Source organism: Streptomyces sp. 2131.1 (assembly GCF_900105515.1).
Taxonomy (GTDB): Bacteria; Actinomycetota; Actinomycetes; order Streptomycetales; family Streptomycetaceae; genus Streptomyces; species Streptomyces drozdowiczii.
Map to the genome: position 1 here is coordinate 3,653,038 of NZ_FNSY01000001.1, position 23,919 is coordinate 3,676,956.

19 protein-coding genes are annotated in these 23,919 nt (G+C 72.9%); 10 read left to right on the top strand and 9 right to left on the bottom strand.

Features of this window, described 5'->3' with window-relative positions; translation table 11 throughout:
* Entirely contained in the window at nt 1-492 is a 492-nt protein-coding gene (locus tag BLW14_RS16320; protein ID WP_026243016.1) for an LURP-one-related/scramblase family protein, read from the bottom strand.
* A gap of 64 nt (nt 493-556) precedes the next feature.
* On the opposite strand from BLW14_RS16320, the gene BLW14_RS16325 reads away from it, so the two are divergent.
* Nucleotides 557-2,362, top strand: a complete 1,806-nt coding sequence (locus tag BLW14_RS16325) for an NHL domain-containing thioredoxin family protein (RefSeq protein WP_093708001.1) — start codon at nt 557-559, stop codon at nt 2,360-2,362.
* Between the two features lie 4 nt (nt 2,363-2,366).
* Here the strand turns inward: BLW14_RS16325 and BLW14_RS16330 are convergent, their stop codons facing one another.
* The 4 genes from BLW14_RS16330 to BLW14_RS16345 form a co-directional block, all read right to left on the bottom strand.
* The gene (locus BLW14_RS16330; protein ID WP_093708002.1) at nt 2,367-5,513 is read right to left on the bottom strand and encodes an AfsR/SARP family transcriptional regulator; all 3,147 of its coding nucleotides are present in this window, start codon (nt 5,511-5,513) and stop codon (nt 2,367-2,369) included.
* Nucleotides 5,514-5,624: 111 nt separating this feature from the next.
* Nucleotides 5,625-5,843, bottom strand: coding sequence for a DUF6458 family protein (locus BLW14_RS16335; protein ID WP_073966566.1), 219 nt, complete (start codon nt 5,841-5,843; stop codon nt 5,625-5,627).
* 112 nt (nt 5,844-5,955) lie between these two features.
* Nucleotides 5,956-7,254, bottom strand: a complete 1,299-nt coding sequence (locus tag BLW14_RS16340; protein WP_093710752.1) for a M18 family aminopeptidase — start codon at nt 7,252-7,254, stop codon at nt 5,956-5,958.
* Between the two features lie 129 nt (nt 7,255-7,383).
* On the bottom strand, nt 7,384-9,210 hold the full coding sequence (locus BLW14_RS16345; RefSeq protein WP_093708003.1) for an acyl-CoA dehydrogenase: 1,827 nt from the start codon (nt 9,208-9,210) through the stop codon (nt 7,384-7,386).
* Between the two features lie 148 nt (nt 9,211-9,358).
* Between BLW14_RS16345 and BLW14_RS16350 the strand changes: the two genes are divergently transcribed.
* The 3 genes from BLW14_RS16350 (at nt 9,359) to BLW14_RS16360 (ending at nt 12,162) form a co-directional block, all read left to right on the top strand.
* Complete coding sequence (locus tag BLW14_RS16350; RefSeq protein WP_018522179.1) at nt 9,359-9,799, top strand: SseB family protein; 441 nt, start codon at nt 9,359-9,361, stop codon at nt 9,797-9,799.
* A 210-nt stretch (nt 9,800-10,009) separates the two neighbouring features.
* Nucleotides 10,010-10,966, top strand: coding sequence for a pirin family protein (locus tag BLW14_RS16355; protein WP_093708004.1), 957 nt, complete (start codon nt 10,010-10,012; stop codon nt 10,964-10,966).
* A 134-nt stretch (nt 10,967-11,100) separates the two neighbouring features.
* Nucleotides 11,101-12,162, top strand: a complete 1,062-nt coding sequence (locus tag BLW14_RS16360) for an AI-2E family transporter (RefSeq protein WP_093708005.1) — start codon at nt 11,101-11,103, stop codon at nt 12,160-12,162.
* 45 nt (nt 12,163-12,207) lie between these two features.
* On the opposite strand, the gene BLW14_RS16365 is transcribed toward BLW14_RS16360, so the two are convergent.
* Entirely contained in the window at nt 12,208-14,337 is a 2,130-nt protein-coding gene (locus BLW14_RS16365; protein WP_093708006.1) for an ATP-binding SpoIIE family protein phosphatase, read from the bottom strand.
* Between the two features lie 151 nt (nt 14,338-14,488).
* Between BLW14_RS16365 and aspS the strand changes: the two genes are divergently transcribed.
* From aspS to BLW14_RS16385, 4 genes are all read left to right on the top strand, one after another.
* The gene (gene aspS, locus BLW14_RS16370; protein WP_093708007.1) at nt 14,489-16,270 is read left to right on the top strand and encodes an aspartate--tRNA ligase; all 1,782 of its coding nucleotides are present in this window, start codon (nt 14,489-14,491) and stop codon (nt 16,268-16,270) included.
* Between the two features lie 203 nt (nt 16,271-16,473).
* On the top strand, nt 16,474-17,319 hold the full coding sequence (locus BLW14_RS16375) for a hypothetical protein (protein ID WP_093708008.1): 846 nt from the start codon (nt 16,474-16,476) through the stop codon (nt 17,317-17,319).
* A 100-nt stretch (nt 17,320-17,419) separates the two neighbouring features.
* Nucleotides 17,420-18,073 carry a response regulator transcription factor gene (locus BLW14_RS16380; protein ID WP_191134337.1) on the top strand — a complete coding sequence of 218 codons (654 nt, stop codon included), beginning with the start codon at nt 17,420-17,422 and terminating at the stop codon, nt 18,071-18,073.
* Nucleotides 18,070-19,266 carry a sensor histidine kinase gene (locus BLW14_RS16385; protein ID WP_093708010.1) on the top strand — a complete coding sequence of 399 codons (1,197 nt, stop codon included), beginning with the start codon at nt 18,070-18,072 and terminating at the stop codon, nt 19,264-19,266. The genes BLW14_RS16380 and BLW14_RS16385 overlap by 4 nt, the downstream gene beginning before the upstream one ends.
* Here the strand turns inward: BLW14_RS16385 and BLW14_RS16390 are convergent.
* Nucleotides 19,215-20,744, bottom strand: coding sequence for a VWA domain-containing protein (locus tag BLW14_RS16390; RefSeq protein ID WP_177153998.1), 1,530 nt, complete (start codon nt 20,742-20,744; stop codon nt 19,215-19,217). The genes BLW14_RS16385 and BLW14_RS16390 overlap by 52 nt on opposite strands.
* Before the next feature lie 268 nt (nt 20,745-21,012).
* On the opposite strand from BLW14_RS16390, the gene BLW14_RS16395 reads away from it, so the two are divergent.
* Entirely contained in the window at nt 21,013-21,420 is a 408-nt protein-coding gene (locus BLW14_RS16395) for an RNA-binding S4 domain-containing protein (RefSeq protein ID WP_093708012.1), read from the top strand.
* 12 nt (nt 21,421-21,432) lie between these two features.
* On the opposite strand, the gene BLW14_RS16400 is transcribed toward BLW14_RS16395, so the two are convergent.
* Both BLW14_RS16400 and BLW14_RS16405 read right to left on the bottom strand, forming a co-directional pair.
* Complete coding sequence (locus tag BLW14_RS16400) at nt 21,433-22,398, bottom strand: NADP-dependent oxidoreductase (RefSeq protein WP_093708013.1); 966 nt, start codon at nt 22,396-22,398, stop codon at nt 21,433-21,435.
* 44 nt (nt 22,399-22,442) lie between these two features.
* Nucleotides 22,443-23,348 carry a hypothetical protein gene (locus tag BLW14_RS16405; RefSeq protein WP_093708014.1) on the bottom strand — a complete coding sequence of 302 codons (906 nt, stop codon included), beginning with the start codon at nt 23,346-23,348 and terminating at the stop codon, nt 22,443-22,445.
* Between the two features lie 121 nt (nt 23,349-23,469).
* On the opposite strand from BLW14_RS16405, the gene BLW14_RS16410 reads away from it, so the two are divergent.
* Nucleotides 23,470-23,868, top strand: a complete 399-nt coding sequence (locus BLW14_RS16410; protein ID WP_093708015.1) for a hypothetical protein — start codon at nt 23,470-23,472, stop codon at nt 23,866-23,868.
* The last annotated feature ends 51 nt before the right edge of the window (nt 23,869-23,919 follow it).

A 23,919-nucleotide genomic window follows, 5' to 3' on the forward strand; every position in this document is an offset into this window, starting at 1 on the left:
TCAGTCGTCGTGGTCCTTCTCCGCGAGTACGATCACGCACACCGCGACCGCGATCAGCAGGGACGCGTCGGCGTCGTCCCGCACGATGTCGATGCCGTACGTGTCCCGGATGGACAGCCAGCGACGGGAGATCTGGGCCAGGAGTTCGCCGTCGTAGTCGATGGCGAACTCGCGGTCCAGGATCTTGCCGCTGACGTCCAGCTCGGTGCCGTCCGCCAGGGTCACGCGGTAGTGGTTGCGGAGCAGCGACAGATGCTTCTTCTTGACCTTGGCGAGCTGTTCGCCGTCCCGTTCGATCAGCATCGTGTCGCGCAGGCTGAGCAGCTTCTGACGGATCTCGACGAGGATCCGGCCCTGCGCGTCCTTCAGCTCGAAGGTGTCCCGCACCCGCATGGCCTTGCCGTCGACGAGGAAGACCTTGTGGCCGTCCGCGTCCTCGATCCAGTAGTCGTCACCGATGCCGAAAATGCGCTCGCGCACGAGAAGTCTCATGGCTCACAGGTTCCCCGAGGCACCTGTGGAATGCGGGGACGCCACGGTGATGTTGACTGGTCTCATGGCAACACGTGCGCGCGTCAGGGCCCCCGAACTCATCGGCAAGGGCGGCTGGCTCAATACAGGCGACCGGCAATACACCCTCGCCGACCTGCGAGGACGCATTGTGATCCTCGACTTCTGGACCTTCTGCTGCGTGAACTGCCTGCATGTTCTCGACGAGCTGCGCGAGCTGGAGGAGAAGCACCGCGACACCGTCGTGATCATCGGGGTGCACTCGCCGAAGTTCGTCCACGAGGCGGAGCACCAGGCGGTCGTCGACGCGGTGGAGCGGTACGAGGTGCACCACCCGGTGCTCGACGACCCCGAGCTGGCCACCTGGAAGCAGTACGCCGTACGCGCCTGGCCCACGCTCGTCGTCATCGACCCCGAGGGCTACGTCGTCGCCCAGCACGCCGGTGAGGGGCACGCCCACGCCATCGAGAAGCTGGTCGAGGAGCTGGAGGCGGAGCACGCGGCGAAGGGCACCCTGCGGCGCGGGGACGGGCCCTACGTGGCGCCGGAGCCGGTGGCCACGCACCTGCGCTTCCCCGGCAAGGCGCTGCTCCTGGCCGACGGCGGCTTCCTGGTCTCCGACACCACCCGGCACCGCCTGGTCGAGCTCGACCCGGACGGCGAGACCGTCCGCAGGCACTTCGGGAGGGGGGAGCGCGGGTTCGCCGACGGCGGGCCCGACGAGGTCCGGTTCAGCGAACCGCAGGGCCTCGCCCTGCTGCCCGACGGGCGGATCGCGGTCGCCGACACGGTCAACCACGCCATCCGTGCGCTCGACCTCACGACCGGGGCCACGACCACCCTCGCCGGGACAGGCCGCCAGTGGTGGCAGGGGGCGCCCACCAGCGGCCCGGCCCGCGAGGTCGACCTCTCCTCGCCGTGGGACGTCGCCTGGTTCGACGGGCGGCTCTGGATCGCCATGGCCGGCGTGCACCAGTTGTGGACGTACGACCCCGAGGACGACGCCGTGCGGGTCTCGGCCGGGACCACCAACGAGGGCCTGGTCGACGGGCCCGGCGACGAGGCGTGGTTCGCCCAGCCGTCCGGGCTCGCCGCGACCGAGGAGCGGCTGTGGGTCGCGGACTCCGAGACGTCGGCGCTGCGCTGGGTCGACCACGAGGGTGCCGTGCACACCGCCGTCGGCACCGGCCTCTTCGACTTCGGCCACCGGGACGGAGCCGCCGAGCAGGCCCTGCTCCAGCACCCGCTGGGTGTGACCGCCCTGCCCGACGGGTCCGTGGCCGTCTGCGACACCTACAACCACGCACTGCGCCGCTACGACCCGGCGAGCGGCGAGGTCACCACCCTCGCCACGGACCTGCGGGAGCCCAGCGACGCCGTGCTGGTCGACGGCGACCTGGTCGTCGTCGAGTCCGCCCGGCACCGGCTGACCCGGCTGCGGCTGCCCGAGGAGGCGGTACGCGTCGCCGAGCAGGCGCACCGCACGCAGCGGGCGGCCACCGAGATCGCCCCCGGCGCGCTCCGGCTCGACGTCGTCTTCCAGGCTCCGGCCGGGCAGAAGCTGGACACCCGGTACGGTCCGTCGACCCGCCTGCTGGTCTCCTCGACCCCGCCCGAGCTGCTGGCCCAGGGCGAGGGCGCGGGCACCGACCTCTTCCGTGACCTGGTCCTCGCGGACGGTGTCACCGAGGGCGTCCTGCACGTCTCCGCGATGGCCGCGTCCTGCGACGACGACCCGGCGAACGAGTACCCGGCGTGCCACGTCCACCAGCAGGACTGGGGCGTCCCGGTCCGTGTGGTGGATGGCGGGGCGGGGCGGCTGCCGCTGGTGCTGGCCGGGATGGACGCCTAGGGCCTCAGCCGTCCGCCGTGAGGCGGCGGGCGGCCTCGGCGTGGCGGCGTACGTAGTCCGGGCCCGCCGTGACCCGGAGCAGCGCCTCCAGGGCGCGGACCGCGCCCTCGTCGTAGCCTGCGGCCTCCGCCTCCGTGGCGGCCTGGTCCAGAAGGCGGATGCCCTCCTCCTCCGCGCCGAGGGCCAGGCGGGCCTCGCCGCTGACGGACAGCAGCAGCACCCGGCGGGCCGCCTCCTCGTGCTCGGGGCCGAGGTCGAACGCGGTGCGGGCGGAGTCCAGGGCGTCCTGCGGGCGGCCCGCCGCGAGCTGCATCCGGGCCAGGTGCTGGAGCGCGAGCATCTCCGTGTGGGCGTCGGGCTCCTTCGCGGCCAGTGCGCGGGCGCGCTCGCAGCCCTCCATCGCCTCGCGCAGGCCCCCCTGCTCGGCCTGCACGATGGCCAGGTTGATCAGCGCGGTCGCCTCGCCGAGCCGGTCGTCGGCGCGCCGGGCGAGGCCGGGCGAGGGTTCGAGCATGGCGACGGCCTCGCTGGTCCTGCCCTCCTCCGTCAGGACCCAGCCGAGCAGATTGCGGACCCGGGACTCGGCGTACGGGTCCTCGCGGGCGACGGCCGCCGCCAGGGCGAGCTCCAGCATCGGGGTCCAGCCGTCCCGCACCCGCCACACCACGTGCGGCCACTGGAGCAGGATGATCCGCCAGGCGCGGTCGTCGAGCCCCGCGGACCGGGCGGCCGCGGCGGCCAGGGTCAGGTCCTCGCGTTCGGCGGCCAGCCAGCTCATCGCCGTCGCCCGGTCCGTGAAGTCCCGGGTCGCGGCGGGCGCGCGGAAGTCGTCGGGCAGCACGAAGCAGGGCTCGCCGCCCGGTTCCGCCGTGTCGGCGGCGGCGAGCGCGGTGGCGATGTAGTGGTCGAGCACCCCGATGAGCGCGTCCGGCCCGGCCGCCGGGTCGAGCCCGCGCGCGTACAGCCGCACCAGGTCGTGGAGTATCCAGCGCCCGGGCCCGGCCTCCGAGACCAGATGGGCGGCGGCGAGCCGTTCCAGCGCGGCCCCGCCGGCGACCGGGTCGCTGCCTGCGAGCGCGGCGGCGGTGTACGGGTCGAAGTGGCCGCCCGGGTGGTGGCCGAGCCGGGCCAGGTGGTGGACGGCGTCCGGCGGCAGCTGCTGCACGGTGAGCCGCAGGGCGGCGGAGACACCGGTGTCCTCCACGTCCAGGTAGGACAGCCGGCTGCGCTCGTCCGCGAGTTCGTCGGCCATGGCGGCCAGCGTCCACTGCGGGCGGCCGGCCAGCCGGGCGGCCGTGACCCGCAGGGCGAGGGGCAGTCCGCCGCACAGTTCGGCGAGCCGCCGGGCCGCCACCGGTTCGGCGAGGACCCTTTCCTCGCCGAGGACACCGGCCAGCAGCGCGGTGCCGTCCGGCGGTTCGAGTATGTCCAGGGGGACCGGGACGGCGGCGTCCGAGGCGATGAGCCCTTCGAGCCGGCGCCTGCTGGTGACCAGCGTGACGCAGTCCGCTCCGCCCGGCAGCAGCGGCCTGACCTGGGCGGAGTCGCGGGCGTTGTCGAGGACGACGAGGAGGCTGAGCCGGTCGGTCAGCGAGCGGAACAGGGCCGCCGCGCCCGCCACGGACTCCGGTACCCGGCGGGGCGCGACGCCGAGCGCGAGCAGGAACTCCCGCAGCACTTCGAGCGGGGTCGGCTCGGCGCCGTCCCCGAACCCGCGCAGGTCCGCGAAGAGCCGCCCGTCCGGGAACGCGGCGGGGGTCCGCCGGGCCCAGTGCAGCGCCAGCGCCGTCTTCCCTACCCCGGCAGGGCCGGTGACCAGGCAGACGGGGGCCTCCCCGGCCGCGGCCCGCGAGAGCGCGGTCAGTTCGGCCCCGCGCCCGTGGAACCCGCGCGGCGCACGGGGTAGCAGATCGGCGGCGGGCGCGGATGCGGTGTAGGGGGAGGGCGGGGCGTGCGTGGCCAGGACGGCCGCCCGGGGCGCGACGGCCTGCGGCCTGTCGGACAGGTGCGGTGCGGCAGGGCCGCCCTGCGTCCCGCCGGACGTGGCGGCCGCCGAGCCAGACGTGTCGGCCGGTGCCCCGCCGGTGCCGGGTGCCCCTGCGGGCGACGGGTGGTTGCCCGTTCCACGCGTACCGGCTCCCGGCACGTGGGCCGAGCCGCCCGGCCCCGCTCCGGGGCCGAAGGATCCGGCCCCGCCGGCCGGCACCGCCCCGGCCCCGCCGGCCGGCGCGTCACCGGTAGCGGCGGCCCCGCGCGCAGGCGCACCCGGGTCCTCCGTGCCGCTCTCTGCGCCGGCGCCGCGGGCGTGTACTGAGCCCCCGGGCTCGCTGCCCGGTCCGCCGCGCCCCCCGGGCCACCCCGTGTGTTCGGGTGCGCCCCGGCGACCCGCTCCGACGGGCGCCTCCGCGCTCCCCTCCCCCCGCAGGATCCGCGCGTACGCGTCGGCCAGCTCCCGGCCCGGGTCGATGCCGAGTTCGTCGGCCAGCAGGCGGCGGGTGCGGTGGAACCAGTCCAGGGCCTCGGACTGGCGGCCCGAGAGGTACAGGGCCGTCATCAGGCCCGCCGCCAGGGATTCGCGCATGGGGTGGGCGACGGCCTCCGCGCGCAGGACCGCCGCCGCGCGGTGGTGTTCGCCCAGCTCTCCGTACGCGCGCGCCAGCTGTTCGACCGTCGAGAGGCGGGACTCCTCCAGCGCGTGGGCCGCCGCCTGCAGCGGGGCGCTCGCGTAGGTTCCGGTGAGGGCGGGGCCCTGCCACAGGGACAGGGCCTCCTTCAGCATCAGCACCGCGTCGGCCGGGTCCCGCTGCTCGCGGGCGAGCATCAGCAGTTCCTCGAACCGCTGGGAGTCCAGCAGGGTCTCCGGCGCCCGCAGCACGTACGCGTCGCCGAGCGTCGCCAGCTCGACCCCGTACGCCTGCGAGTCCGCGCCCATCAGCAGGGCGCGGAGCCGGGAGACGTGCCCCTGGATGACCGTGCGGGCGTGGAGCGGTGGTTCGTCGTCCCAGAGGCAGTCCGTCAGCCGGGCCATGGAGACCGGGGTGTTGGCGTGCAGCAGCAGGGCCGCGAGCAGGCTGCGGCGCTTGGCGGGGCCGAGGGGCAGCGGCCCGGTCAGCGTATCGACGCAGACGGTGCCGAGCAGCCGGAACTCCACGAGCGGCTCCCCTTCCGGGTCTGACGCGCCCGGTGCCGGGTCACGGACAAGTGCCCAGAATATCGGGGATTCCGCCGCGGTGGTTCAGGGGTGTGGCCGGATCGCGCCCGGTCACAGGTGCCGTTCGTCGTCGGACACCACCGTCGTGGTGGGCGGCACGACCATGCGGCGGCGCCGGATGACGCTCGCGTAGACGAAGACGCCGATGACGCCGACGATCATCATGATCCAGCCGACCAGGTCGACGTTGACGCTGTCCATGTGCCAGTCGGTCGCGAAGGCCAGGATGGCCCCCACCCCGATGAGGAGAATGCATCCGCCGAGTCCCATGAGTTCCGCCTCCTAGGCGGCCCGGGGCCTCCGGGCCGTGTACGGAGCGCGTACCCGGCCCGGCAACGAGCATGCCTGGGCGGGAGGTTGACGCGTCCTCCCGCCCGGGGGATCAGCCCGTCAGGAACGCCGACAGCGCGTTCGCCAGCAGGTACGGGTCGTCGGCGCCGCACAGCTCACGGGCGCTGTGCATGGACAGGATGGCGACACCGATGTCGACGGTCTTGATGCCGTGCCGGGCCGCGGTGATCGGGCCGATCGTCGTGCCGCAGGGCATCGCGTTGTTGGAGACGAACGTCTGCCACGGCACGCCCGCCTTCTCGCAGGCCGCGGCGAACACGGAGCGGCCCGCGCCGTCCGTCGAGTACCGCATGTTGACGTTGACCTTGAGGATCGGTCCGCCGTTGACGACCGGGTGGTGCGTGGGGTCGTGGCGCTCCGCGTAGTTCGGGTGGATCGCGTGGCCGGTGTCGGAGGAGAGGCAGACCGTGCCGGCGAAGGCGCGGGCGCGGTCCTCGTAACCGCCGCCGCGGGCGAAGACCGAGCGCTCCAGGACCGACCCGAGCAGCGGCCCGTCCGCACCGGTGTCGGACTGCGAGCCGTTCTCCTCGTGGTCGAAGGCGGCCATGACCGGGATGTACGGCAGCTCGGCGTCGGGCTGTCCGGCGACGGCGGCCAGCGCGGCGGTCGCCGCGTGCACCGAGAGCAGGTTGTCCATGCGCGGGCCGGCCACCAGCTCGCGGTCGCGGCCCAGGTAGGACGGCGGCTCGACGGGGTGCGGCATCAGGTCCCAGCCGGTGATGTCCTCGGCGTCGACGCCCGCCTCCTCGGCGACGAACCGGATGAGGTCGCCCTCCTCGACGTCCCCGAGCCCCCAGATCGGCTGCATGTGCTTCTGCCGGTCCAGCTTGAGCCCGTCGGTGTTGGACGACCGGTCCAGGTGGACGGCGAGCTGCGGTACGCGCAGCAGCGGCCGGTCGATCGAGACCAGCCGGTCGCTGCCGTCGCGCAGCGAGATCCGGCCGGCGAGACCGAGGTCGCGATCCAGCCAAGTGTTGAGCAGGGTGCCGCCGTAGATCTCCACGGCGATCTGGCGCCAGCCGTACGCGCCGCTGTCGGGCAGCGGCTTGACCCGGAGGTTCGGTGAGTCGGTGTGCGCGCCGACGATCCGGAACGGGGTGTGCGCCCCGGCTCCCTCCGGCACGTACCAGGCGACGATCGCGCCACCGCGCAGAACGTACCGGCCACCCGTGGTTCCGTCCCAGGCCGCGGTCTCCTCCACCTGCCGGAATCCGGCCTTCTCCAGACGTGCGGCGGCGCTCGCCACGGCGTGGTACGGGGAGGGGGAGGCCATCAGGAAGGCCATCAGATCGTCGGTGTGCCCGCGGTCGAAGCGGGGGGAGGAACTCATGTTCTTCACTGTAGCCAGACGTGGCCGAAAGGATTCCCTGTCGCCCCCCGGCCCGGACAGCTCATCGTACGGCCGCCGCCGCCCGGACGGGGGTCCGGGCGGCGGCGGTCCTCGATCGTGCGGAGCGTCCTAGAACGCGGCCTCGTCCAGCTCCATCAGGGAGTTGTCGACGGCCTCGGCGAGGGCGCGCTCGGCGCCGACGCCGGGGAGGACGTTCGCGGCGAAGAACTTCGCGGCGGCGATCTTGCCCCGGTAGAAGGGGACGTCCTTCGCGGAGGCGGTCGGCAGCTTCTCGGCGGCCACGGCCGCGCCCTTGAGCAGCAGGTAGCCGACGACGACGTCACCGGAGGCCAGCAGCAGGCGGGTGGTGTTGAGGCCCACCTTGTAGATGTTCTTGACGTCCTCGCCGGTCGCGGTGAGGTCGGTGATCATCGTGCCGACGATCGCCTCCAGGTCCACCGCGGCCTTCGCGAGGCTGTCCAGCGCGCCGGACAGCTCCTCGTTGTCCTGGGCGCCCGCGAGGAACTTCTTGATCTCCTCGGAGAGCGCGTTGAGCGAGGCGCCCTGGTCGCGGACGATCTTCCGGAAGAAGAAGTCCTGGCCCTGGATGGCCGTGGTGCCCTCGTACAGGGTGTCGATCTTGGCGTCGCGGATGTACTGCTCGATCGGGTACTCCTGGAGGTACCCGGAGCCGCCGAACGTCTGGAGCGACTGCGCCAGCTGCTCGTACGACTTCTCGGAGCCGTAGCCCTTGACGATCGGGAGCAGCAGGTCGTTGAGGCCGTGCAGCGCCTTGGCGTCCTCGCCCGCGGCCTCCTTCTCCTGGATCGCGTCCTGCACCGAGGCGGTGTAGAGGACGAGGGCGCGCATGCCCTCGGCGTACGCCTTCTGCGTCATGAGGGAGCGGCGCACGTCGGGGTGGTGCGTGATGGTGACCTTGGGCGCCGTCTTGTTCATGAACTCCGACAGGTCGGTGCCCTGGACGCGCTCCTTGGCGTACTCCAGCGCGTTCAGGTAACCCGTGGAGAGCGTGGCGATGGCCTTCGTGCCGACCATCATGCGGGCGAACTCGATGATGCGGAACATCTGGCGGATGCCGTCGTGCTTGTCGCCGATGAGCCAGCCCTTGGCGGGGTGGCGGTCGCCGAACGTCATCTCGCAGGTGTTGGACGCCTTGAGGCCCATCTTGTGCTCGACGTTCGTCGCGTACACGCCGTTGCGCTCGCCCAGCTCGCCGGTGGTCCAGTCGAAGTGGTACTTCGGGACCAGGAAGAGGGAGAGGCCCTTGGTGCCCGGGCCGGCGCCCTCGGGGCGCGCCAGCACGTAGTGGAGGATGTTCTCGGACATGTCGTGCTCGCCCGAGGTGATGAAGCGCTTCACACCCTCGATGTGCCAGGAGCCGTCCTCCTGTTCGACAGCCTTGGTGCGGCCGGCACCGACATCGGAGCCGGCGTCCGGCTCGGTCAGCACCATCGTCGAGCCCCACTGCTTCTCGACGGCGATCTCGGCGATCTTCTTCTGCGCCTCGTTGCCCTCCTCGAAGAGGATGCCGGCGAACGCCGGGCCGGAGGAGTACATCCAGACGGCCGGGTTCGAGCCGAGCAGCAGCTCCGCGTAGCCCCAGATCAGGGAGCGGGGCGAGGTCGTGCCGCCGATCTCCTCGGGCAGGCCGAGGCGCCAGTACTCGGAGTCCATGAAGGCCTGGTACGACTTCTTGAACGTGTCCGGGACCGGGGCGGTGTTGGTCTCCGGGTCGAAGACCGGCGGGTTGCGGTCGGCGTCGGCGTAGGAGTCGGCGAGCTCGTTCTCCGCGAGGCGCGCGACCTCGTCGAGGATGCTCTTCGCGGTGTCGACGTCCATCTCCGCGAACGGTCCGGTGCCGTACAGCTTGTCGCGTCCGAGCACCTCGAAGAGGTTGAACTCGATGTCGCGGAGATTCGACTTGTAGTGCCCCATGGGAAGGCTCCGTAATCAATAGCAGTGGCGCGCAGCGCCCCGTGGAGGGGTGGCCCGGACGTATCAGCTGACCCCTACGATGATGCTACCCGTCAGTAATAAGGCGCAACCCCCCGAGCCATACATGTGGCCGATTACTCTTTGCCCCATGTACGGCTACGACCAGAACCAGGGCGCACAGCAGCCGATGGGTGGCGGCTACGGCGAGCAGCCGCTGTATCCCGAACCCTCGCCGCCCTCGCTGGGCGACGCGGTACGGGCCTTCACGACCGGCTCGCTGGCCGCCGAGGACTTCCAGCAGATCTTCGCGACCTCGAAGGTCTACTGTCCGCGCGGCGACAATCCCGGCTTCCTCGCGCTGCACAACACCCAGCAGCCGGTGATCCCGATGTTCACCACGCTCAAGGAGCTGCGGCTCTACGCGGGCAAGGAGTCCAAGTACTTCGTGATCACCGGCGCCGAGGTGATCGACCTGCTGCCCACCGGCTACGGCTTCGTCCTGGACATGGAGGGCGAGCACCGGATGGTCTTCGACGCGAAGGCAGTCGAACAGATGGTCGATTTCGCGATGCGTCGCATGTATGGCTAGACGCCATTGCCGCGCAGGCGGCTGGACGTCATCGCCGCGGACGACTGATCCGCCACCCGCTCTCCCCAGGCTTCCGGAAGGGGCCCGTACCGCCGTCGGTACGGGCCCCTCCTCGCTGTCCGGAGTGCCGCGGGAATGGATGGCGCCTTGCGGGATGTTCACCATTCAACTAAATTGATGGCAGCACAGTCCCCCACGGAGGTGGCTCCCATGCCCGCAGTGACCGTCGAGAACCCGCTGACCCTGCCCAAGGTGGCCGCTTCCGGCGACGCCGCGGCCCGTCCCGTGCTCGCCGTGACCACGGCGCCGAGCGGCTTCGAGGGCGAGGGCTTCCCCGTCCGCCGCGCCTTCGCGGGGATCAACTACAAGTACCTCGACCCGTTCATCATGATGGACCAGATGGGTGAGGTGGAGTATGCGGCGGGCGAGCCGAAGGGAACGCCCTGGCACCCGCACCGCGGCTTCGAGACCGTGACGTACCTGATCGACGGCACCTTCATCCACCGCGACTCCAACGGGGGCGGCGGCACCATCCAGAACGGTGACACCCAGTGGATGACTGCGGGCAGCGGGCTGCTCCACATCGAGGCGCCGCCGGAGTCCCTGGTCATGTCGGGCGGCCTCTTCCACGGCCTCCAGCTCTGGGTGAACCTTCCCAAGGCCGACAAGATGATGGACCCGCGCTACCAGGACATCCGCGGCGGCCAGGTCCAGCTGCTCGCCTCCCCGGACGGCGGCGCGCTGCTCCGCGTCATCGCCGGTGAGCTCGACGGCCACGAGGGCCCCGGCATCACACACACCCCGATCACGATGATCCACGCCACCGTGCGCCCCGGCGCCGAGGTGACGCTGCCCTGGCGCGAGGACTTCAACGGCCTCGCGTACGTGCTCGCCGGACGCGGGTCCGTCGGTGCGGAGCGCCGGCCGGTCCACATGGGCCAGACCGCCGTCTTCGGTGCAGGCTCCTCGCTGACCGTGCGCGCGGACGAGAAGCAGGACGGCAACACCCCGGACCTGGAGGTCGTCCTGCTCGGCGGCCGTCCCATCCGGGAGCCGATGGCGCACTACGGGCCGTTCGTGATGAACAGCCAGGCCGAACTGAAGCAGGCCTTCGAGGACTTCCAGGCCGGCCGCCTCGGCACCGTCCCCGCCGTCCACGGCATGTGATCCGCCGGCCGGGCCCGTGCCGCTGTCGTGCGGCGGGCGCCCGGCCCTGCCGCCCGCGCCCTCGTGTGACGCCCCGTCACTCGTACGGCGCGCGCGGGCGGGACACCGCCCCCGGGCCGTGATCGGCTGGCAGGGTGCAGACCCCGAAGCCACTCCTGCCCGACGCGGCACGCCGGACGGCCGCCTGGTGCGGTGTCGTCCTGCTGGTCACCGGTGTCGCCGCCGTCGCCGTCTGGCTGTGCGTCGTCTTCAAGACCGCCGTCACCCCGGTGCTGCTCGCGCTGCTCGGTACGGCGCTGCTCGGCCCGGTCCACCGCCGGATGACGAACCACGGGGTGAACCGCTCGGTGGCCGCCGGGGTCACCTGCGCGCTGCTGCTCGCCGTGGTCGGCGGCGCCGCCTACATCGTCGTGGCCGCGCTCGTCGACACCGGGGACCAGATCGTCCAGTCGCTGAAGGACGCCGGGCAGTGGGTCGTCGACCACTTCCAGGTCGCGGACGACCTGAGTGTGGACGACCTGGAGGCCAACGGCCGCAAGCTCGTCGAGAAGTTCGGCGCGAGCGCCGCGGGCGGGCTGCTCACGGGCATCAGCATCGTCGGCTCCCTCGTCGCGACCGCCGTCCTCTCGCTGCTGCTGACCTTCTTCTTCCTGCGCGACTCCGACCGGGCCGTGAAGCTCGCCCACACCATCGCCCCGCGCGGTACCGGGGACATGGTCGAGGCGATGGGCCGGCGGGCCTTCGAGGCCGTCGAGGGCTTCATGCGCGGGACGACGCTCATCGCCCTGATCGACGCCGTCTGCATCACGGTCGGCCTGCTGATCCTGAAGGTGCCGGGCGCGGTGGGGCTCGGCGCGCTGGTGCTCGTCGGCGCCTACATCCCGTACCTCGGCGCGTTCATCTCGGGGGCCGTGGCGGTCCTGGTGGCGCTCGCGGACCGGGGGTTCGTCATCGCGCTCTGGGCGCTCGGCGTCGTACTCGCCGTGCAGGTGCTGGAGGGCCACATCCTCCAGCCGATGATCCAGAGCCGCACGGTCCAGATGCACCCCGCGATGATCCTGATCGCGCTGACGGCGGGCGCGAGCGTGGCGGGCATCCTCGGCATGCTCCTCGCGGTCCCGCTGTGCGCGGCGGCCTTCGGCATCCTCGGCGAACTGCGCAAGGGGGGCGCGGAGACGCCGGAGGAGCCTGCCTGAACGGTTCTACGGGGGTGCCTCAGAGGTCCTCTCTACGGGGGTGCCTCAGAGGTCCTCGAAGGCGTCCAGGTCCGGCGCGGCCGGTTCCGGCCGCTCGCCCTCGCCCTCGTTCAGCTCGAACCAGATCGACTTGCCGGCCCCGCGCGGGTCCACCCCCCACTTGTGCGCGAGCATCTCCATCAGCACCAGGCCCCGGCCGCTGGACGCCATCTCCCCGGGCCTGCGCTTGTGCGGCAGTTCGTCGCTGCCGTCGGCCACGTCCACCCGCAGGCACCGCTCCCCCGGCGACCCGGTCGCCCGGGCGACCATGAACGCGTCGCCGTCCGTGTGCACCAGGACGTTCGTGGCCACCTCGGAGAGCAGCAGCACCGCAGCGTCGACCTGGTCGGGGTCCGCCCAGTCGTGCAGCAGCTCCCGCAGCAGCCCCCGGGCCGCCGAGATCCGCTCCGGTTCGGCCTGGGCGATGGTCAGCGCGGTGCGCCGGGACACCGAGGGCTGCGCGACGGAACCCTCGCGGCGCAGCAGCAGCACCGCGACGTCGTCCTCGCGCCGGTCGGCGAGCGGCCCGGTCGTGTAGTGCGAGCCGGGCCCGTGCACGGCCTGCACCAGCGCGTCCGCGAGCTTCTCCAGGTCGCCGGTGTGCCGCTCCAGGATCGGCCGGAGCCGGGCCCAGCCGGTGGCCAGGTCGTGGCCGCCGGTCTCGATCAGCCCGTCCGTGCACAGCATGATCGTTTCGCCGGGCTCCATCACGATCCGGGTCGTCGGATAGTCCGCGTCCGCCTCGACGCCCAGCGGCAGCCCGCCCTCGGTCTGCCGGACGACGGCGGTGCCGTCGGCGGTCATCACCACGGGATCCGGATGGCCCGCCCGCGCGATGTCCAGGACCCCGGACTCCGGGTCGGCCTCCGCGTACAGGCATGTCGCGAAGCGGGCCGCCGTGCCCTCGTCGTCATCGCCGGGGGCGGTGAGACCGGACAGGAAGCGCGAGGCGCGCGCCAGCACCGCGTCGGGTCGGTGCCCCTCGGAGGCGTACGCGCGCAGGGCGATCCGGAGCTGGCCCATCAGGCCCGCCGCCCGCACGTCGTGCCCCTGGACGTCACCGATGACGAGGGCGATGCGGCCGCTGGGCAGGGGGATCAGGTCGTACCAGTCGCCGCCGACCTGGAGGCCCCCGCCGGTCGGCACATAGCGCGCGGCCACGGTCATTCCCGGGATGCCGGGGCCGAGCGAGGGCATCATCGTGCGCTGGAGGCCCAGCGACAGCTCCCGCTCGGTGTCGGCGGCGCCGGCCCGGGCCAGCGCCTGGGCGAGCATGCGGGCCACGGTCGTCAGCACGGACCGCTCGTCCGGCGAGAACGACACCGGGTGGCGGAAACCGGCCATCCAGGTGCCCATGGTGCGCCCGGAGACGGTCAGCGGCAGAAAGGCCCAGGAGCGGCGCCCGAACTGCCGGGCCATCGGCCAGGTGGCCGGGTAGCGGCTGCGGTAGTCGTCCGGCGTGGGCAGGTAGATCGCCCGGCCCGTCCGTACGACCTCGGTCGCCGGGTAGTCCGTGTCCAGGGGCATGTCGGAGAACGGGCCCTCGTCGCTCAGCGAGTGCCCGTGCTGCCCGACGATGGTCAGCCGCTCGCCCTCGACACCGAAGACCGCGAGGCCGTCCGGCGAGAACCCGGGCATGGACAGCGAGTACGCGACCCGCAGGACCTCCGTCGTCGACCCGGCCTCGGCCAGCGCCCGTCCCGCGTCCAGCAGGAACGCCTCGCGCGAGCGCCTCCAGTCACCGGTGATCGCGGTGCCCGACCCGCCGGCGCCGGGCCGGGGCTCCGCGACCTCCTGGAGGGTGCCGACCAGCACGTAGTCCCCGTCGCCCTCACCACCGGGGACGGGTTTGGAACGGCTGCGCACTGTACGCAGTACCCGGCCGCTGTCGTCCACGATCCTCAGCCTCGCCTCGGCGAGGGTGCCCTCGGCCACGGCGAGGCCGATGACCCCGGCGATCTCGTTCCAGTCGACGGGGTGGAAGCGGGAGCGAACCTCCGACTCGCGGAAGACACCGGGCTTCGGGGGGAGCTCCAGCAGACGGGCGGCCTCCGCGTCCAGCGTGACCGTCCCGGCTCCGTTGTCCCAGCGCCACAGCCCGGTCGCGGTCGCGGCCAGCACATCCTCGGTGCGCATTGCCCCACTTTAGACCGCCATGTGGGCGGAAGGCAGTGGCGCGGGCCCACGGACGATCTTGGTGCGGGCAATGACAATGAAACCCTCCGGTCGCGGGCGGTAGCCTGGGAGGGCTATTCAGCCCCCAACCGCGAAGACTGGATGAACGACGATGCATCGGTACAGGTCCCACACCTGCGGCGAGCTCCGCGCCTCTGACGTCGGCACCGACGTCCGGCTGAGCGGCTGGCTGCACAATCGCCGAGACCTGGGCGGCATCCTCTTCATCGATCTGCGCGACCACTACGGCCTGGTGCAGCTCGTCGCCCGCCCCGGCACCCCGGGCAACGAGGCCCTGGCGAAGCTGACCAAGGAGACCGTCGTCCGGATCGACGGCAAGGTCTCCGCGCGCGGCACCGAGAACGTCAACCCGGACCTGCCGACCGGCGAGATCGAGATCGAGGTCTCAGACGTCGAGGTGCTGGGCGAGGCCGGCCCGCTGCCCTTCACGATCAACGCCGAGGACGGCGTCAACGAGGAGCGGCGCCTGGAGTACCGCTTCCTGGACCTGCGCCGCGAGCGCATGCACCGCAACATCATGCTGCGCTCCGCCGTGATCGCCTCGATCCGGTCCAAGATGGTCGCCCTCGGCTTCAACGAGATGGCGACGCCCATCCTCACCGCGACCTCCCCCGAGGGCGCCCGTGACTTCGTCGTCCCGTCCCGGCTGAACCCCGGCAAGTTCTACGCGCTGCCGCAGGCCCCGCAGCAGTTCAAGCAGCTGCTGATGATCTCGGGCTTCGACCGGTACTTCCAGATCGCGCCCTGCTTCCGTGACGAGGACGCCCGCGCCGACCGTTCGCCCGGCGAGTTCTACCAGCTCGACGTCGAGATGTCCTTCGTCGAGCAGGAAGACGTCTTCCAGCCGATCGAGAAGCTCATGACCGAGCTGTTCGAGGAGTTCGGCAACGGCCGCCACGTCACCTCGCCGTTCCCGCGCATCCCGTTCCGCGAGTCGATGCTGAAGTACGGCAACGACAAGCCGGACCTGCGCGCCAAGCTGGAGCTCGTCGACATCTCCGACGTCTTCGCGGACTCGGGGTTCAAGGCGTTCGCCGGCAAGCACGTCCGCGCCCTGCCGGTGCCGGACACGGCGGGCCAGTCCCGCAAGTTCTTCGACGGCCTCGGCGACTACGCCGTGCAGCACGGCGCCAAGGGCCTGGCCTGGGTCCGCGTCGGCGAGGACGGCACGCTGGCCGGTCCGATCGCCAAGTTCCTCACCGAGACCGACGTCAAGACGCTCACCGAGCGCCTCTCGCTCGTCCCGGGCCACGCCGTCTTCTTCGGCGCCGGCGAGTTCGACGAGGTCTCCAAGATCATGTCCGCCGTCCGCGTCGAGGCCGCCAAGCGGGCCGGCCACTTCGAGGAGGGCGTCTTCCGGTTCTGCTGGGTCGTCGACTTCCCGATGTACGAGAAGGACGAGGAGACCGGGAAGATCGACTTCTCCCACAACCCCTTCTCGATGCCCCAGGGCGGCCTGAAGGACCTGGAGGAGAAGGACCCGCTGGACATCCTCGCCTGGCAGTACGACATCGTCTGCAACGGCATCGAGCTGTCCTCCGGCGCCATCCGGAACCACGAGCCCGAGCTGATGATCAAGGCCTTCGAGATCGCCGGCTACGACCGCGAGACGGTCGAGAAGGAGTTCGCGGGCATGCTCAAGGCCTTCCGCCTCGGCGCCCCGCCGCACGGCGGCATCGCCCCGGGCGTCGACCGCATCGTGATGCTGCTGGCCGACGAGCCCAACATCCGCGAGACCATCGCCTTCCCGCTCAACGGCAACGCCCAGGATCTGATGATGGGCGCGCCCACCGTCCTGGAGGAGACCCGCCTCCGCGAGCTGAACATCCAGCTCCGCAAGCCGGCCGCGCCGGCGAAGGACGCGCAGAAGTAGTTCCACCTGTTTCACGTGAAACAGCCCCCGGCCACCTCCGGCCGGGGGCTGTTCGCGTGACGGGCCCCCGGCCGGTTCCGAATAGGCACACGAATCACCTGAACAGCTACGGCCGGATGGGCTGTGCCACGGATTGGGCGAGGGCGCGGGCGGCAATGACTGGGTGGGCCGACACCGGCGCATTGACTGCTGAGGAGCCCTCCGTGCCCGTGCCCCCTTCGCGTGCTCCCCTGCGCCTGCCGCACGTCGTCTGCTCCTTGCTCCTGCTCGTGCTGCTCGCCGGGTGCGGTGCGGGCGGCCTCGCCGGTACGGAACTGAGCGGTCCCACCACGGAACACACGCCGGTCCAGGGCGTACCGGGCCCGCCCGGAGCCGCCGCGTCCGCCGCCGGGGCGCCGTCGGGCGAGGTGCCGGTCCCGCCCTCGGTGCCCGAGCCCTCGCCGCTGCCCACGGAGATCCCGGGCCTCGGACCGAAGACCCGGGCGGCGATCCCGGCCACGGCGCGGCAGGCGTTCGTGGTGACCGGTGAGGGGCCGGACTCCAACCGGTCGACCGCCGTCCTCTACACCCTGGACGGGCCCGCCGGACCGGGCTGGCGCCCCGCGCTGGGGCCCTGGCCCGCGCACAACGCCCTCAACGGCTGGACCGGCGAGCACTGGGAGGGCGATCTGCGCTCACCCGTCGGCGTCTTCACGCTGACCGCCGCCGGCGGTCGCCTCGATCCCCCGGACACGGCGCTGCTGCCGTACGACCTGAGCCCCGACTTCGCCGTGACCGGCGAGGGGTTCCACGGGGAGCCGCTGGAGGGCTCCTTCGACTACGTCGTCGCCATCGACTACAACCGGGCCCCCGGCACCTCCCCGCTCGACCACACCCGCCCCCTCGGCGAGGAGCGCGGCGGCGGCATCTGGGTGCACGTCGACCACGGGGGGCCCACCCAGGGCTGCGTCTCCGTCACCGAGGACCGGATGAAGGAGCTCCTCGGGGCGCTCGACCCGGAGCAGCGGCCGGTCATCGTGATGGGCGACGCGGAGTCGCTGGGCCGCTGAGCCGCCCCGGGCCGGAGAGCTTTGCGAAACGTCCCTTCCCGTATCAAGGACGCATCCTGGGAGGGAGTGGACACGCATGCACGAGGCAGGGGACATCACGATGCGGGTACTGGTCGCCGAGGACGAGGAGATCCTCGCGGAGCTGGTCGCCACCGGACTGCGGCGGGCCGGCTTCGCCGTCGACACGGTGTACAGCGGTGACGCCGCCCAGGCCTACCTCGGACTGCACGACTACGACGTGGTCGTCCTCGACCGCGATCTGCCCCGGGTGCACGGCGACGACGTGGCGCGCGGACTCGTCGCCTCCGGCTCCCGCACCAGGATCCTGATGCTGACGGCCGCCGGGTCCATGGAGGACCGCGTCGCCGGGCTCGACCTGGGCGCCGACGACTACCTGGGCAAGCCCTTCGAGTTCCCCGAACTCGTCTCACGCGTACGCGCCCTGCGGCGGCGCAGCGCCCGGCCCGTACCGCCGCAGCTGGAGCGGTACGGCATCCGGCTCGACACCGTACGCCGGTCCGCGACCCGGGACGGGCGGGACCTGGACCTGTCGCCGAAGGAGTTCACCGTGCTCCAGCTCCTCCTGGAGGCGGACGGCGGCACGGTCAGCGCGGAGGAGCTGCTGGAGCGGGCCTGGGACGCCAACGCCGACCCCTTCACGGGCGCCGTCCGGGTCTGCATGAGCAAGCTGCGCGGCAAGCTCGGCGAGCCCGCCGTGATCCGGACCGTCCAGGGCGTGGGGTACGCCCTGTGAAGCGTCCGCCCCTGCTGCCGCACTCCACGATCAGGACCCGCATCGCCCTCGTCTACGGCGGGGTCTTCCTGATCCTCGGTACGGCCCTGCTCGCCACCGTCAACCTGGCCTCCCGCGCCGGTACGGACTCGCAGGCCCGCGCCATCGCGGAGACCGCCGTCGTGGTCCAGCCCGGCTACGCGGTCAACGGTCCGCTCGTCAGTCGCCGCCGCCTCGGTCCGCCGACCGTCTACGACCTCACCGACCACGTCAGCGACGCGGCGGGCCACCAGCTGCTCATCTGGTCGGCCGCCGCCCTGCTGGTGATGACGGCGTGCGCGGTGGGCGTCGGCTGGTGGACGGCGGGGCGGGTCCTGCGGCCCGTCCACACCATGACCGCCAAGGCCCGCCAGCTCTCCGAGCACACCCTCCACGAGCGGATCGCCGCCGGCGGGCCCGACGACGAGCTGAAGGAGCTCGGCGACACGCTCGACGCGCTGCTCGCCCGGCTGGAGCGGGCCTTCGACAGCCAGAGGCGGTTCATCGCCAACGCCTCGCACGAGCTGCGCACCCCGCTGGCCACCCAGCGCGCCGCGATCCAGATCGGTCTGGACGACCCGACGCCCGACGACCTCGTCCGCACCCGGCAGACCCTGCTGGACAACAACCGCCGCAGCGAACGGCTCATCGAGGGGCTGCTCGTCCTGGCGCGCAGCGAGCGGGGGCTGGCCAGGAGCGAGCGGGAGCCGGTGGACCTGGCCCGGGTGGCGGCCGAGGAAGCGGCCGGGCACCGGGGCGTCCGGCTGGACACCCGGCCCTGTCAGGTGCGCGGGAACCGGCTGCTGCTGGCCCAGCTGGTGTCGAACCTGCTGGCCAACGCGGTGACGTACAACGTGCCCGGCGGGAGCGTCGACGTGTCGGTGGTCCCGGCCGGCGGCGGGGTCCTCCTGGAGGTCCGCAACACGGGGCCCGTGGTGGACGCGGCGGACGTCCCCGGGCTGTTCGAGCCGTTCCGGCGGGGCGAGGGCAAGGACCGGATGGGGCCGGGCTCGGGGCTCGGCCTGTCCATCGTGCGGTCCATCGCGCTGGCCCACGACGGTACGGTCACGGCGGTGCCGGGCCCAGGGGGCGGGCTCGCCGTGACCGTACGCCTGCCGGCGGTTCAGGAACGCGCGGCCACCCACGCGGGGAGCGCCGCGAGCAGCTCGCGGTAGAACGCGGTGTCCGGGACCTCGCGGGGGGCGGGGCCCGCGTGGAGGAAGCCGGTGTTCGGGGCGTCCAGCTTCCGCAGGAAGTCGAAGCCCTTGCCGTCCTTCTCGCCGAACGCGACGAACTGGAAGAACAGCGGCAGCCGGGCCGCCTCGTCGATCGCCTGACGGGCTGCCTGGCGGACGTCCGGCGGTCCGTCCGTCTGGAAGACCACCAGCGCCGGACCGGTCGATCCGGACGCCTCGTAGTGCGCGACGACCTCCTCGACCGCGCGGTGGTAGTTCGTCCGGCCGAGGCGGCCGAGGCCCGCGTTCAGCTCGTCGATCCGGCCCTCGTGGCCGTCCAGCTCCACCGTGCCGGTGCCGTCGATGTCGGTCGAGAAGAACACGACCCGCACGGTGGCGCTCTCGTCGAGGTGCGCGGCGAGCGCGAGCGTGCGGTCGCCCAGGTGCTGGGCGCTGCCGTCCTTGTAGAACGGACGCATGGAACCGGAACGGTCCAGGACCAGGTAGACCGTGGCCCGCAGCCCGGTCAGCCCGTGCGCCTTGAGTGCGGCCTGCGCGGCCTTGTACGCCCCGGCCAGCTCGGGCGCGCGTGCCTTCACCTTGGCGAGGCCGAGGGCGGGCTTTCCGGTGGTGACGGCGTTGGCGGCGGTGGCGGCCGGGGCCGCCTGGAGGGGTTCCGGGTCGGGCTCCGGGTCCATGTCGATGATGATCGCGGAGGGAGCGGCGGGGGCCGCGACCGGCTCGGGCGCGACGGCGGCCTCGGGCTCGGGGGCCGCGACCGGCTCCGGTGCGACGGCGGCCTTCGATTCGGGGGCTGCGACCGGCTCCGGCTCGACCACGGCCTCCGGCTCGGGGGCCGCTACGGGCGCGGGCTCGGCGACCGGCGCGGGCACCGGCGTCTCGCTCGCGACGACCGGCTCGGGCTCGGGGGTCTCCGAAGCGGTGACCGGCTCCGGGGCCGCGACGGGCTCGGGGGCGACGGCGGCCTCGGGCTCGGGGGCCGGCGTGGCGGCGGGTGCGACGACAGGCTCGGGCTCGACGGCCTCGGCAGCCGGCTCCGGCGCCTCGGAATCCGCGACGGGCGCGGCCGGTTCGGGCGCGACGGTCTCCGCGACCGGCTCCGGGACCCCGGGCGCAGCGGACGCGTCCGGTTCCACAGCGGCCACCGCGTCCGGCTCGGCGGCCTCGGCGGCCCCTCGCGGCCCCTGCCCCTGGGCCGGGACCGTCGGCGTGACCGGGTTGTCGAAGGCCGCGGCCACCAGGTCGGACGCCTTGGCGTCCTCGTCCGAGGTCGCGGGGGCCGGTACCGAGATCCTGACGGGCTGTTCGCCGTCCGCTGCGGGCTCGTCCACCGCGACCGACTCGGACTCCGCGGGCACGGAGCGCTCGCCCTGGGGCGGGACCGTGGCCGTCGTCGGCTCGTCCAGTTCCGTGCGGTCACGGCCGAACACCTTGCGCAGCAAGCTCCGAATGCCCATGGGCGAGGCCTTTCGCGTGAGTTGGGTGCGATGAATGTCCGTACTGCGGGAATTGATCCCTGGCCAGGGCGGATACGTAAGGTTAGCGGCCGGATCAGGCCTGTCGGCGGCATGTCCCGCCTGTGGGACAACTGAGCCGCAACCGAGCCCTGACCGAGTCCCGGGCGCCCGTACGGACGTTCACCGCACCCGCACTTCACCTGCGCCGCAGGGGCGCCGAGTTGACGCGGGGCCGTACCGTCCCGCCGTACGGCATACAGTCGGACGCATGGTTTCCGGTGAGGCTCCGCAGACGGAGGGCAGCGTCCGGGTCGATGTCTGGATCTGGTCGGTCCGGCTCACGAAGACCCGTGCGCAGGCCGCTGCCGCCTGCCGTGCGGGTCATGTGAAGGTCGCCGGCGAACGCGCCAAGCCCGCGCAGCCGGTGCGCGTCGGTGACGAGGTACGGCTGCGGCACGCGGGCCGGGACCGGATCGTCGTCGTGTCGAAGCTGGTGAAGAAGCGGGTCGGGCCGCCCGTGGCCGTCGAGTGCTTCGTCGACAACAGCCCGCCCCCGCCGCCCCGCGAGGCCGCGATCCAGGTGCCGGTCCGGGACCGGGGCGCGGGCCGCCCGACCAAGCGGGACCGGCGCGAGATGGACCGGCTGCGCGGGAAGGGGCCCGGCCCGGAGGAGTGAGGCGAGGACGCCTCAGCAGCGTCCGGGGGCGCGCACCACGATCACGGTCTTGCCGCGCGCACCGCCCGCCCGGTTGCGCTCCAGGGCCTGCGGGGCCTCCTCCAACGGGAGTTCGGCGTCGACGAGCACGCGCAGGACACCGTCCGCGGCGCCCGCCGCCAGCACGTCCAGCAGGACCGGGCTCGGGTCGAGCCGGAAGTCGACGCCCCTGACGCCCTCGGGCAGCCGGGCCCCGGCGGCGGCGCCCCGGGTGGAGAGCGCGATACCGCCCGGCCGGACCGCCGCCGCGTGTCCCGCGAACGCGTCCGGGGCCGCCGACGCCAGGTCCGCCAGCGCGTCGATGCCGTCCGGGCAGGCGTGCGACAGGGCGTCGGCGGACGGACCGGCCGTCAGGTCGACCGTGGCGGCGGCGCCCAGCGACCCCATCCGGGACCGCTCGTCACCGCGCACCGCCGCGATCACCCGGACGTCCCGGGCGCGGGCGAGCTGGGTCAGACAGCAGCCGACGCCGCCCGCCGCCCCGACGACCAGCAGGGTGTCGTGGCCGCGCGGCTCCACCGCCTCCAGGATCTGGGCGGCGGCCATCCCGGCGGAGGGCAGCGCGGCGGCGGCCCGGGGATCGAGCCCGCGCGGGACGAGGGTGATCGCGGAGTCCTGCGGCACGCACAGGTACTCGCCGTACGACCCGCACGTGTCCGTCACCCCCGCCCGCCCGAACACCGCGTCGCCCACCCGGAAGCGGTTCTCGCCGCCGCCGATCATGTCTACCCGGCCCGCGTAGTCGACGCCGACGACGAACGGGAAGGACTGGGGAGCCGGGGCGAGGTCCCCCGCCGAGCCGTCCAGGACCTGCCAGTCCAGCGGGTTGAGCGAGGCGTATTCGACGCGCACCCGGACCTCGCCGGGCCGGGGTTCCGGCTTGGGCAGCTCGACCAGCACCGGGTCGCCCCGCAGCGCGCCGACGGCGATGGCTCGCATCCGTACACCTCCCTGTCGTGCCGCTCCACCGGGAGCGGCCCCCGTCACTCCGCCGTTTCCGCCACCGACGGCGCCGGCAGCACCCGCTGGGCCCAGATCCGGGCCGCCACCGCGCACACCGCGACGGCCAGGCCCAGGCCGAGGACGACCCACACCGTGGTGCGCAGCGAGGAGGTCAGCGCGTCGTAGACGGCCGCGGCGGCGCCGGTGTCGCTGTCCGGGACCTCGTCCAGCACCCGGTCGCGGGCCAGCGCCAGCACCCCGCGCAGCACCAGCGCGCCGAGCGCGAACCCGGCGCCGGTCACGGCGGTGGCGGAAAGCGCGGCCAGGGCCCGGAACCGGCGGCCCGGTCCGCCGCACACCCAGGCGAGCACGATCGCGAGCAGCGCGAACACCAGGGTGCCGACGGCCGGCCACACGCTCGCCGAGCGCAGCCACCGGAAGCTCTGCCGCAACTGGTCCGCGCGGTCGGCGGAGACCAGCTGGATGTCGGTGTGCTGGACGGGGATCCGGTCGGCGAACGGCACCCCGTTGTCCACCAGGTTCTGCTTCACCTGCTCCGTGACGGGTGCCAGGTCGATCGTGACGCTCTCGCCGCTCTGCCCGTCCAGCGCGCCGGTGACCGTCTCGTGGGCGGTGCGGTTGGCGGCGGTCCAGGCGTCCTGGAAGGCCTCGGTGGTGGTGAACGACCGCACCGCCTGGTGCAGGAAGTCGCGGACGGTGCCCTGGAGCGGCCCGACGTCGATCTGCTTCATCGCGTTGTCGGTGATCAGGTCGGCGACGGTGTTCTGCACCTCGGGGTCGTCGGCGAGCGGGGCGACGGCGGACACGTAACGGTCCGTGTCGTCGATCTCCAGATCGACCCACGCGGACAGCGCGCTCAGCGGCACCAGGACGGCCAGCAGCACCACCAGGACCGCCGAGAGAGCCACCGAGAAATACGTCCGCACCCCTCAAGGGAATCCCGGATGGCGGCGGCGCGCCCCGGGCCGTGGGCCATCCGAGTTGCCGGGCGGCGCGACCGGGTGTGCCCTGGAGGGAAAGCGGGGGCGACGGAAGGAGCTTTCTGCCATGGCCGCACACGCTTCGGTGCCGGCACGCGGGAGGCATGCGACGCCCGCCCGGCACCGCCCGGTCCTCAGCTGGGCGATCCCGGTCACGCTCGGCGTGATCATGGGCTGCTACGCGACCGCCATCGTCCGGGGCGGCGGGGTGCTCACCGGCACCAGGCTGGCCCTCGGGCTCGTCTCCGGCGCCGTGCTCGCGGTGCTCTGCTTCGGGCTCGGCCGGATCCAGAACCGGCTGCCGCGCGAGCTGCGGGCCGCCGCGTACGGGGTGCTGACCGGTGGTTCGATCGGCTTCCTCTACAGCCTGTCCGGCGCCAGCATCCTGTCCGCTTCGGTGATCGGCGTGATCCTCGGCCTCGGCGGACTGCTCGTCTCGTACTACTACTTCTATACGCGGGAGTGAGCCCCGCGCCGACCTCGCGCGTCGCCGGTCCTTGACCTTCTCCACGGGGGA